Source organism: uncultured Intestinimonas sp., from assembly GCF_944387245.1.
Taxonomy (GTDB): Bacteria; Bacillota; Clostridia; order Oscillospirales; family Oscillospiraceae; genus Intestinimonas.
Genome location: NZ_CALXEE010000014.1, coordinates 25714 through 36587, shown reverse-complemented (window position 1 = coordinate 36587; position 10874 = coordinate 25714). Strand labels below are relative to the sequence as shown.

The 10874-nt window shown below is 59.6% G+C and carries 11 protein-coding genes; 1 reads left to right on the top strand and 10 read right to left on the bottom strand.

What is annotated here, in order from left to right; translation table 11 throughout:
- On the top strand, window positions 1–281 hold a 281-nt coding region (locus tag Q0K15_RS03650; protein ID WP_294512297.1), incomplete at its 5' end, for a hypothetical protein.
- On the opposite strand, the gene Q0K15_RS03645 is transcribed toward Q0K15_RS03650, so the two are convergent.
- The 10 genes from Q0K15_RS03645 to Q0K15_RS03600 all read right to left on the bottom strand — a co-directional run bounded on the left by Q0K15_RS03645 (window position 276) and on the right by Q0K15_RS03600 (window position 10856).
- Window positions 276–1931: an acyl-CoA dehydratase activase gene (locus tag Q0K15_RS03645; RefSeq protein WP_294512294.1), complete on the bottom strand. Its 1656-nt coding sequence runs from the start codon at window positions 1929–1931 to the stop codon at window positions 276–278. The two genes, Q0K15_RS03650 and Q0K15_RS03645, sit on opposite strands and share 6 nt — an antisense overlap.
- Window positions 1928–3211 carry a 2-hydroxyacyl-CoA dehydratase family protein gene (locus Q0K15_RS03640; protein ID WP_294512291.1) on the bottom strand — a complete coding sequence of 428 codons (1284 nt, stop codon included), beginning with the start codon at window positions 3209–3211 and terminating at the stop codon, window positions 1928–1930. Before Q0K15_RS03640 ends, Q0K15_RS03645 begins: the two co-directional genes overlap by 4 nt.
- Before the next feature lie 24 nt (window positions 3212–3235).
- On the bottom strand, window positions 3236–4120 hold the full coding sequence (locus tag Q0K15_RS03635) for a DNA/RNA non-specific endonuclease (protein ID WP_294512288.1): 885 nt from the start codon (window positions 4118–4120) through the stop codon (window positions 3236–3238).
- A complete protein-coding gene (locus Q0K15_RS03630) occupies window positions 4117–4524 on the bottom strand; it encodes a hypothetical protein (protein WP_294512285.1) in 408 nt (135 codons plus the stop codon). Before Q0K15_RS03630 ends, Q0K15_RS03635 begins: the two co-directional genes overlap by 4 nt.
- A gap of 84 nt (window positions 4525–4608) precedes the next feature.
- Complete coding sequence (ligA, locus tag Q0K15_RS03625) at window positions 4609–6597, bottom strand: NAD-dependent DNA ligase LigA (protein ID WP_294512282.1); 1989 nt, start codon at window positions 6595–6597, stop codon at window positions 4609–4611.
- A 7-nt stretch (window positions 6598–6604) separates the two neighbouring features.
- Window positions 6605–7183 (bottom strand): VanZ family protein, encoded by a 579-nt coding sequence (locus Q0K15_RS03620; protein ID WP_294512279.1) that lies wholly within the window; start codon window positions 7181–7183, stop codon window positions 6605–6607.
- Window positions 7184–7343: 160 nt separating this feature from the next.
- Entirely contained in the window at window positions 7344–8027 is a 684-nt protein-coding gene (yunB, locus tag Q0K15_RS03615; protein WP_294512276.1) for a sporulation protein YunB, read from the bottom strand.
- A 44-nt stretch (window positions 8028–8071) separates the two neighbouring features.
- Window positions 8072–9322 (bottom strand): methionine gamma-lyase family protein, encoded by a 1251-nt coding sequence (locus Q0K15_RS03610; RefSeq protein ID WP_294512273.1) that lies wholly within the window; start codon window positions 9320–9322, stop codon window positions 8072–8074.
- An 8-nt stretch (window positions 9323–9330) separates the two neighbouring features.
- Window positions 9331–9783 (bottom strand): GNAT family protein, encoded by a 453-nt coding sequence (locus Q0K15_RS03605; protein WP_294512269.1) that lies wholly within the window; start codon window positions 9781–9783, stop codon window positions 9331–9333.
- An 80-nt stretch (window positions 9784–9863) separates the two neighbouring features.
- Window positions 9864–10856, bottom strand: coding sequence for a M42 family metallopeptidase (locus tag Q0K15_RS03600; protein ID WP_294512266.1), 993 nt, complete (start codon window positions 10854–10856; stop codon window positions 9864–9866).
- Between the last annotated feature and the right edge of the window lie 18 nt (window positions 10857–10874).

The following is a 10874-nucleotide window of genomic DNA, read 5'->3' as shown; positions in this document are numbered from 1 at the left end:
TATCCTTCTTTGGCAGCTATACACAAGAAACCCGGCTTATGCTTGACGCATATGCCGGGTTTCTCGACAGGCTGAGGCGGCGCGGAGTATTTCCGCGCCGCCTGCTCTTTTGTTGTTATTCTGGTACAACCGTCACGTTTCTGGCACCTTCACCGGAGTCGCCGCCACCACCGTTACCGCTACCGGACGGCGGCGCAGGCGATAATGACAGTCTCCTGATCGTCGGTGGGGACCTGACTGATCTTTGGGCCCAGAACTCCATTATCATTATGTTGTTATGATAGTTCCAAGGCGAATAGGGCTGCACCTAAAGCACCGTTGAGCTGTGCCTCATGGGAGATGTGTAGGGGCGCCCCCAGGCGGCGTTGGATGGCCTCGGCCACACCCTTGTTCTTGGAAACACCGCCCGTCATCATATAGGTGGGTTCCCCACCCAGCCGTTTGCACAGGGCACAGGTCTTAGCCGCCACCGCCTCATTGAGACCATGGATAATATCAGCCGTGCTCTTGTTCTGGGCAATGAGGGAGACTACCTCCGACTCAGCGAAGACAGTACACATGCTGGAGATGGTAATGTCCTCCTTCCAGCTCAGGCCGACGGTGCTCATCTCATCCAAAGAGAGTTCCAGCGTCCGTGCCATGAGCTCCAGGAAGCGGCCAGTTCCAGCGGCGCACTTATCGTTCATGATGAAATTTACCACATTTCCGGTCTCGTCCACCCGGATGACCTTGCTGTCCTGCCCACCGATGTCGATGATAGTGCGCACCGTGGGGTCCAGGAAGAAGGCGCCCTTGGCATGACAGGTGATCTCGGTAATGGACTTATCGCCCAGCTGGATGGCAGAACGGCCGTAGCCAGTGGTGACGGTGGCGGTGATGTCCTCCGGCTTCAGTCCGGCCTGGGCCAGGGCCGCCTCCATGGCCCGCTCCGCGCCCACCGCGGCACCTGCGCCGGTGGGCAGGATGACTTGCGCAACCAGATGCTTGTCCTGATCCAGAATGGCTACGTCCGTACTGGTGGACCCGCTGTCGATCCCCGCAAAATATCCCTTCTTCACTTGTCCTCTCCCCTTCCTGGTCAGTGTGGTCTCCGGTGACAAGCTCTCGGCAAAGGCCTCCAGCCGGGTGCGGAGCTGCCCGCTGCTCTGCACGGTATAGTCGGACTCCAGCTTCAGCAGCGGCACGCCGCAGTCCTTGCGGAGCTTGGAGTACTCAAAGCCGTAGTAGTCGCAAAACTTCACCGTGTGATAGATGATGCCCCGCAGATCAGGCGACCGCCGCAGGCTCTCCCGGCCGGTTACATCGGTCATACGCATGCAGGGGACTTGTTCCAGCAAGGCCTGGGCATAGGGTTCCATGAGGGCCTCCAGGCCCGTCTCCTTCCCCTCCGGCGGCGGCACAAAGCGGTCGTGGACACAGGTGTCATTGCAGACCGGCACAGGCATGGACTCTGCCATGGCCTGAAAGAGCCTGTCCCCTACCCTGCCGCCCATAACGCTCAGGTAAGGGCCCTCCGGCCGCTCCGACGGGCGGAAGGCGGCCCGGAACCGGTTGGGATCAAAGGTTGTACCCTTGTAGGCGGCATAGGCCTCGGCCAGCCGGAGCAGCTCTGCCTTGGTGCGGGCGGTGGCTCTGGGGCCGCTGGTGTGGAGCATGTCCAGCAAGAACAGGAAGTCCATCTCACCCTTGGCGGCCAGAATATCATAGACGCTGCGGATGGTATCGCAGCAGTTGACCAGCACCAGTTCCTTCACTTGTCCGGAGAGGCAGGCTTCTAGCACAGACTTACCGAAGCCGCAGAGATTCGGATGACCCATCTGGTCGCTGAGGGAAAAATTGTCCGGCATCTCGTCCAGGACCTGGCAGGTGCCGCCCAAAGCCTCCAGCAGCTCCACCGGAGTATATTTGCAGATATAATAGGTCGTGCTCATTCTTTGGACCTCCCCCCTGCTTTGAGCATCTCCACAAAGGCCTCCATACGGGTGGCCAACTGGCCCTCGCCGCCGTGGCTGCGGTCACAGCCATCTCCGTCCAGAACCAGACACGGAACTCCGGCGGCCTCGAAGCCCTGCTTGGCCAGCTGAGCACCGCCCAGGGTGTGCTTGCAACCCCAATGGCAGAACCACACGGCGCCGTCCGCCTTAACCTGACGGGCTGCGTCGATGCCCCGCTGGATGCGCCGCTCTACGGGGCCGTTGAAGGCGGAGTATACCACCCGCCGGGCCATGGCCCGGTAGGGGTCGTCATCCACGGGCCCCTTCAGCAGGCCCTCAAAGCACATGTCGCAGGCCACCACCTGAACCTGACGGTTATAGTCGGTGACCTGACGCAGAGGCTGGACCCAGAAGGGAGTGGTATGCATCCACACCAGCCGTACCCCCTCCGCAGGGGGTGCCTTCTCCGCCTCCTGGATACACCGGCGGGTGTAGGCCTCAGTCTCCGGGGTACCCAGCAGCGTATGGAGGGCAAAGGCGGAAAACATCTCGCCGGTGAGCTCTCCGATCAGCAGCTTGTCCGCGCGCAGGGTCATATAGCGATCAAACTGCTCCATGCTCCGCTGGCTCCGGGCCACCGCGGCCCGAAGATCGTCTTCCTTCAGATGCTGGCCCGTCTCCTTCTCCATAAAACGGACCATCTCCCGGAGCTGGTCGGCCACATAGTCCACCGCCTGTTCGTCGGTCTCGTAGGGCACGTCCACCACGAACTGGGGCACCTGGAAGTACTCGGCCAGCCGACGGAAGGTGAGCAGGTTGGCGTCGCAGGCCAGAGTGGTATTCAGAATGAACCGGGGCTTGGGCATGAGCCCCTTCTCCGCCGCACCGATGAAGATCCGGTGGTAGGAACAGAAGGTGTCCGGCAGCCCCTGGCTCTCGGCGTAGTGTAAAAAGGACTGCTCAGCCTGGGTACCGGACAGAAAGCAGCCAAAACCCTCACAGGAGTATGGATAGAGTCCCATGACCTGCAATGGCTCACAGGGCAGGAACAAGCTGGCCATGGCGGAGCGCTCAGGGTGGACCAAAGGCAGAGTCATGGCCCGCATGGTCTGAGCCGCCACCATCCGGGCAGCAGAGCTGTCCTTCAGCCGGGGATCGTGGCGGATCTGCAGTTCCTTGGCCCGATAGCCTCTGGCCAGCCAGCGTCTTGCCTTGACAGGATCCGTCTCACAGGTCTCCTGTACCCAGGCCCCAAACGATATTACAATATCTCTCATAAACTTCCTCCCGATCCCAATCCCTCAGGGCTTGCAGATACCGCAGGGGGTGTATCCCTGATCCAGAAGCTCCTGCCGCTCTCCCACATAATCCTGACGGTTACTGGGGGACATGTCCTCCACGCTGGAGCAGGTAGGCAGATGGAACTTTCCGGAGTTGGTGTTGATGACGTAAGCGGTGCCTCCGCTGGAGTTGGTGGTCTCTTTGGGCTGAGTGTCCTCCCCTTCCAGCCAGCTGTCACCGGTGGCGTAGTCGATAACGATCCCGGGCTGAATGTTGTAGGCATAGACGCAGAAGCAAATGCCCTCGCCTCCGTCCTCCACGCTCAGGCCCTCCATGAGAACGCCACGTGCCACCAACTCATCCTCCTGAAAAATGGGGGTTACACGATAGAGCACATGGTTTTCGGTCTCCTTGACATAGTCGGCCACCTGGTTCTCGAAGGGCAGCATACCATCCACATTCAGATAGCGAGTGCCAGTGATGAGGTTCTTCTCGTTGGCGTTCTCGCCGGTGAGCTGAAAACCGATGAGGTGACAACGGTTGTAAAGGTATTTCCCATCCACAATGTCATACTTGACGGTCTGCCAGCCGGAGGGCTTCACTTGGCCGATACTCCCCCGGTCCTCCGCGGGCATCAGGTCGATCCCCACATTGGCCCAGGCCACACCGCAGCGGCCCAGCGCGTCCAGCTCGCTGTAGGTCTCATAGGAATTGGTGGTCATGTCCTCCTGGGTAAAGAAGGGCTCGTTGTCATTGACCGTCACATAGGGCTCACCGCTGTAGGCGGGTAGGTCCTCCAGGGAGTAAGACGCCGAACAAGTGGAAGGTGCTATCCCTTCACATCCGCTGAGCAGCAATGTACAAAGCATCGCCATAGTTGGCAGTAGGGCTTGGATTCGTTTCATCGCTGGTAAACCTCTTTCGTAATTTTTTCATGGGAGTGACCGGAGAAATCCCAGCTGGAGACCAGACGGAAGCCTGTGCTCAGGTCCAGATCCAGCCACTGATCGGCGGGATAGACCCTGTCCCACCGGTAGACCACCAGAGCTTCGATCCGGTCCAGGCCGGGGGCTAGGGGTGGGAACTCCATGAAACAGAGGGCTCCCTCCCCGGCCTCGCATAGGGGTGCCTCGGACACCTGAAGCATGGCCTCCGGTTCGGTGAATTGCCGTGCTGAATAGGGAGTCATCCAGATCGGTTTTCCGCAGGCCGTGGCCAAAATGTCTGCCCGCACCGCCCTATCAAGGCTCTGCCGGCGCTGATGAAAGGCCATTCCGTTCTTTTTGTCCGCGCACAGGAGCACGATCATGTAAAACGCCCCTTTAACTGAAAATAGAGAAAACGCATGGGGCGTGTCTCGACTGAGACACGCCCCATGAGGGCTGTGACTACGTTAGGTGGAGATCCCCTCCAGCAGGCTCAGAAGTTCAGCCTCCGTGAGTACGGGAATGCCCAGCTCGGCGGCCTTCTGGAGCTTGGAGCCGGCGGCCTCCCCCGCCACCACGTAACTGGTCTTCTTGGATACAGAGCCGGACACCTTACCCCCCTGGGCCTCAATGAGCTCTGTGGCCTCCTTCCGGCCCAGATGTTCCAGCGTGCCAGTAAGGACAAAGGTCTTCCCCGCCAAGGCCTCTCCCGCCGGTGCCTCGGTGCTATCAAAGGACACACCGGCCTCCCGGAGGGTCTCAATGAGATGTCGGCTCTGGGGGCTCTGGAACCACTCCAGCAGACTCTGGGCCGTGATGGCGCCGATGTCGGGCACGGCCGTGAGGGTCTCGGCGTCGGCGGCCATGAGGGTGTCCAAAGTGCCAAATCGTGCTGCCAGCACCTTTCCCGCCTTCTGCCCCACCTGGCGGATGCCAAAGGCAAAGAGCAGGCGGCCCAGGCCGGCAGATTTGGATTTTTCAATGGCGGCGATCAGATTCTCGGCGCTCTTCTTGCCCATGCGCTCCAGCTGTTCCACGTTCTCTGCCTTCAGATGGTAGAGGTCGCCCGGGCCCTTCACCAGACCGGCGCCCACCAGGGCCTCTACCACTGCGGGACCCAGGTGCTCAATGTCCATGGCATCCCGGCTGGCGAAGTGGACCAGATGGCGCAGACGCTGGGCGGGGCACTCCGCGCCGGTGCAGCGGATGTGGGCGCCATCCTCGTCCCGCTCCACCGGCGCGCCGCAGACGGGACAGATCTTGGGCAGAAAGTAGGGCTCAGTGCCCTCCGGACGTTTCTCTTTGATGACGGACACGATCTCCGGAATGATCTCACCCGCCTTCTGGACCAGCACCGTGTCACCGATGCGGATATCCTTCTCGCTAATGAAATCCTGGTTGTGGAGCGTGGCGTTGGTGACAGTAGTACCTGCAAGGCGTACTGGCTTTACAACTGCCTTGGGCGTAAGGACCCCCGTCCGGCCCACCTGGACCACGATGTCCTCCACTACGCTCTCCTTCTGCTCTGGCGGGTACTTGAAAGCGGCGGCCCACCGGGGAAATTTTGCGGTGGAGCCCAGGCGCTCCCGGTCTAAAAGATTGTTGACCTTTACGACCGCTCCGTCGATATCGAAGGGATAACTCTCGCGCTCATCGCCCATGCGTCGAATGAGTTCTCCCACGCCGGCGATATCAGAACAGCTCTCATGGGAAATGACCTTGAAGCGCTGGCTCACCAGATAGTCCAGAGACTCACTGTGGGTGGTGAAGGTCCGCCCTTCCGCCCACTGTACGTTAAAGACCCGGATATCCAGCCGGCGCTGGGCGGCGATCTTGGGATCGTGCTGGCGCAGGGAGCCGGCGGCTGCGTTCCGGGGATTGGCAAAGAGGGGCTTTCCCTGGAGCTCTGCCTCTGCGTTCAGGTCCTCGAAGACCTGACGGGGCATGAAGACCTCCCCCCGCACAATCAGCGAAGGCAGGGCCTCCGGCAGGCGCAGAGGGATAGAGCGGATGGTCTTGAGGTTTTCCGTTACGTCCTCCCCCACCAGACCGTCGCCCCGGGTGGCGCCGCGGATAAAGACGCCATTTTCATACTCCAGAGCCACAGACAGGCCGTCTACCTTGGGCTCCACGTCGTACTCCACCTCGTCGGGTAGGGCTTCCCGCACCCGCTGGTCGAATTCGCCCAGCTCCTCCAGGGAAAAGACGTCCTGAAGGCTCTCCAGAGGCACCCGGTGGATCACCTCGTCAAAGCCCTCGGCCACCTTTCCACCTACCCGCTGCGTAGGCGAGTCCGGACTGGCCAGCTCCGGATGGGCGGCCTCCAACTCCTCCAGCCGGCGGAGCTTGTGGTCGAAGTCGTAGTCGCTCATGGCGGGGTTGTCCAATACGTAATATTCATAGTTGGCCTGTTCCAGCTCACGGCGCAGGTCCTGGATTTCTTGGGTCTCGTCCACGAAAGGATCACACCTTTACACAAGTGAATTTTGCGGTAAATCCGGGGACAACGGCGCGCAGCAGCCGGTACAAAACGTACCCGACAGCAGCACCCACCGTGTTGAGGATCAGGTCATCCAGATCGGTGCCCCGGTCAATGAATAGTTGGGTGGTCTCGATACTCAGAGAGGTCAGAAAGCCCGCCAGTGTGGAGCGCCATAGACTCCCCCGCCGCCAGAGCAGAGCGACAAAAAAGCCGATGGGCAGAAACATCCCCACATTCCCCAGAAAAAGAAAGGCGCTCCAATAGCTGTGAAAATGGTAGGCGATGCCGCCGGGAAAGGGGGTCAGAAGCTGGGGTAGCGCCTCTGGCAGGCGTTGGAGCCGGGTAGAGAGCTCTTCTATGGTGGGATAGAAACTCCAGAAAGTAGTCCCCTCAGGCCAGCGGTTTGGTGAAATCACAAAGCTCCACAGATTGGAGGGAAAGATGGTCAGGGCGGCAAGCCCGGCGCAGAAGAGGACGAAGAGCAGAAGGGCCCCCTCCCGCAGGACCGGGCTTTTCAGGCCCCGATGGACCAGACGGCGGCGGCGGACAGAAAGCAGCATGAAAAACAGGATGGCCCCCGCAAATGCACAGGGCAACATCTGAACCACATAGTGGAGCACATCTGACGCCGCCTCTTTCAAAACAGACCACATAGCATTGTTCCCTCCCGTGTTTTTTCTCATTCTAGCACGCGGGAGAGGCCGCTTCTTTAAAAATTGCTTACGATTCCGTCCCACCCTGAAGGTTGGGGAGCTCCACATAGGTGTCCGGGACGCTGCCAACAATGACCGTCTCGGCCACCGGGACCTGGGCGCTGATCTCGGTGGGCAGGTCCCCTCCGGGGAGCAGAATGTCCACGGAGACCGTTACCTCCAGCAGGATCTGGTGCCGGGTCTGGTTGATGCCGGCGTCGGAGAACCGGCTCTGAAAGACGGCATGGGCGGAGCCCACCGCCATCACATCTACGGGTAATTCAAAACCTCGGCCGGAAAAGAAGTTGATCCCCGTCAGGTTTCCCACCGGGATGGACAGGTTTTGATCATCGATCTGATCTACGGCTGCCACCGCATCACTCAGAATACTGGTACGCAGGTCGTTCAGCGCCGCCATATTGCTGGTGAGGGCCGTGATGTGGCCGGTGTCATCCTTTTCCACGGTGATGAGATCGCTGTAAGTGATGGCTCTGGACTGGATCTCAGCTGTAACGGCGCCGTCCAACAGCTGGGTGACGGCATTGCTCACCTTGGCCTTCGCCATAGTCTCCACCACCGGGCGGAGCCGCAGTTCCAGGCTGAAAATGAATCCCAGTGCCAGCAGGACCCCCAGAAGCCCTGCCAGCCAGAGCCCTCTCCCTTTCCGACAGGACCGGCAGCGTCGAAAGGGCCGGCCATACCAAGCCCGCATAGCAGTCACCTCCTATGGCAACTCTATGCGGGCCATGGCTCGTATCAGTCCTTCAAAAGCTCTTCCACCGCCAGGAGTACGCCGGCCTTGCCGCTTTCGTAGGTAAGGCCGCCTTGGAGATAGACGGTGTAGGGTTCCCGCATGGGGGCGTCGGCGGAGAGCTCGATGGAAGCCCCCTGAATGAAGGCACCTGCCGCCATAATGACCTGGGAGTCGTAGCCGGGCATGTCCCATGGCTCCGGCGTCACATAGGAGTCCACCGGAGCTCCCTTTTGGATGCCCTTGCAAAACCGTTTCACCGCCTCGGGATTCCCCAGGTGGATCATCTGGATGATGTCATGGCGGACTGCCTGGGAAGAGGGCTCAGCCTCATAGCCCAGCTGCTCCATGATCCGGGCGGCAAAGACCGCTGTCTTTACCGCCTGAGCGGTGGTATGGGGGGCAAGGAAAAGTCCTTGATAGAGTAAACGGTTGTTGCCCAGCGTGGAGCCGCACTCCCGGCCGATACCGGGGATGGTCATGCGGTAGGAGGCCTTTTCAATGAGGTCTTTCCGCCCAGCCATATAGCCGCCGGTAGGGGCCAGACCGCCACCAGGATTTTTGATGAGGGAGCCCACCACCAGGTCGGCTCCCACCTGGGTAGGTTCTAGGGTCTCCACGAACTCGCCGTAGCAGTTGTCGACCAGGATATCCACGTTGGGGTTGGCGGCTTTGATGACTTGGCACATCTCCCCAATCTCCGCCACAGACAAGGACGCTCGGGTGGCATAGCCCTTGGAGCGTTGGATCATGACCACCTTCACGGTGGGGTCCTCCCGGACCACTCTGGCCATGCCCTCCAGGTCGGGCTTATCGTCAACCAATTCTACTTGCCTGTAGTTGATGCCGTAGTCCTTCAGCGATCCAAAGCCCTTGTCCGTGATACCGATGACGCCTTGGATGGTGTCATAGGGCGCCCCCACGGCATAGACCAGGGTGTCCCCAGGCTTCAGGGCACCGTACAGGGCGCAGGAAATGGCATGAGTACCGTTGACGAAGCCGATGCGGACCAGAGCGTCCTCCGTACCAAAGATGTCGGCGTAAATCTCCTCCAGCTTGTCCCGGCCCAGATCGTCGTAGCCATAGCCGGTGGTGCCGGCAAAGTAGGCCTCTGCTACCCGGTGCTTCTGAAACGCCGCCAGGACCTTCTGCGTATTTTCCTCCGCAATGGCGTCGATGCGGGCGAACTGCTCTCCTAGGTCCGCCTGAGCCTTCCGGCCCAGCTCCCGGACCCGGTCACTTATCTGTAATGGCATATTCCTTTTCACTCTCTGCTTTCCAATGGTTTTATACATTCATCTGCCAAAAGGCTATAAAGAAAATCGTCATAGAGGATGCCGTCTTTTTCATGGTGCTGCCGTAGGACCCCATCTCTCCGAAATCCGCAGGATTCCAGGAGACGGATCGAGGAAATATTAAAGGCTCCGGTTTGGGCCATTATTTTGTTGCAACCTTGATCCAAAAACAGCATGCGGCAGAAGGTCTGCAATGCGCACCTCATATATCCCTTTCCACGCCATTCCGGGCAGAGGTAATAGCCTATTTCCATACTGCGATTTCTGGGATTCCAATCTGACGCGGTCAATTTTCCAATCAGATGTTTTTTATCAAAGGTCCACAGGCCCAAAATAACAGTGTTTGGATCATCCAGAGCAGACTGATACAACTCTAGCTTTTCTCCCCTACTCCGCATGCGGATGGGACGGCAGGTCATCATGTCAAAACCATCCTTATCCTCTAAGCTTCGGAGCCAAACCAGTTCTTCGGCTGAGATGGAATCTAGCACCACATCCATGATTATAGGCTGGTCTCGGCGAAGGCGGCCACCAGACGGGCGCAGGCCTCCACATCGCCACGGTCCACCATCTCCTGAGGGCTGTGGGTGTAACGGCAGGGAATGGAGATTCCGCCGGTGAGGACGCCCATCTTGCTGACGTGGATGCTGCCAGCATCGGTACCGCCGGCCTTGATCACATCCATCTGAGCGGGGATGCCCCGCTCTTTGGCCAGAGACTCCAGCTTGGAGACCATCTGGGGGTGACAGATCACGGAGGTATCCATCACCTTGATGGCGGCACCTCCGCCCAGCTTGCTGCTGCCGGTGTGCTTGCTTCCCAGCTCATCTGCGGAGACTGTCACATCCACGGCGATGCCGTAATCGGGGTCAATGGCGTAAGCTGCGGTCTTGGAGCCGCGGAGCCCCACCTCCTCCTGGGTGGTAAAAACAAAATACAGGTCATTGTCGCTATTCTGGAGTTCCTCCATGGCCATCAGCAGCACCAGGCAGGAGATACGGTTGTCCATGTAGGGAGAAACGAGCCGGTCACCCACGGCGTAGGTGGGTGTGTCATAGACAGCGGTGTCGCCAATCTTGACCATAGCGCCGGCCTCATCGGCGTCATGGGCGCCAATGTCGATATAAAGGTCATCCAGCGTCATATCCTTGGAGTCCACCGACTCGCTGAGGCAGATAACACCACGGACGCCATTCTTGAAGCGGACTGGGGTGGCTATGAGGTCAGGGGCATGCAGCCCCCCCACTTTGCCAAAACGGAGATACCCTTCCTTCTCGATATAGGTGACGATGCAGCCGATGGAGTCCATATGGGCGGCAAACATCACCCGGGACCCACTCCCCTTTTTGTGGGCGATGAGATTGCCCATGGTGTCCCGGCGGCACTCGTCCACAAAGGGCATGGCCAGCTTCTCCAGCACATCAGCCACCTCGGTCTCGTCACCGGCAGGGCCATGGCAGGCGTTGAGGGACTGAAGCGTCTTCAAAAGATCCATACTGTTCTATCCTCCTGT

Coding starts and splice junctions, on each gene's coding strand:
- Q0K15_RS03635 (WP_294512288.1), bottom strand. CDS start 4,120: ATGAAACGAATCCAAGCCCTACTGCCAACTATGGCGATGCTTTGTACA.
- Q0K15_RS03630 (WP_294512285.1), bottom strand. CDS start 4,524: ATGATCGTGCTCCTGTGCGCGGACAAAAAGAACGGAATGGCCTTTCAT.
- Q0K15_RS03620 (WP_294512279.1), bottom strand. CDS start 7,183: ATGCTGCTTTCTGTCCGCCGCCGCCGTCTGGTCCATCGGGGCCTGAAA.
- Q0K15_RS03610 (WP_294512273.1), bottom strand. CDS start 9,322: ATGCCATTACAGATAAGTGACCGGGTCCGGGAGCTGGGCCGGAAGGCT.
- Q0K15_RS03605 (WP_294512269.1), bottom strand. CDS start 9,783: ATGATGACCTGCCGTCCCATCCGCATGCGGAGTAGGGGAGAAAAGCTA.
- Q0K15_RS03640 (WP_294512291.1), bottom strand. CDS start 3,211: ATGAGAGATATTGTAATATCGTTTGGGGCCTGGGTACAGGAGACCTGT.
- Q0K15_RS03645 (WP_294512294.1), bottom strand. CDS start 1,931: ATGAGCACGACCTATTATATCTGCAAATATACTCCGGTGGAGCTGCTG.
- Q0K15_RS03600 (WP_294512266.1), bottom strand. CDS start 10,856: ATGGATCTTTTGAAGACGCTTCAGTCCCTCAACGCCTGCCATGGCCCT.
- yunB (WP_294512276.1), bottom strand. CDS start 8,027: ATGCGGGCTTGGTATGGCCGGCCCTTTCGACGCTGCCGGTCCTGTCGG.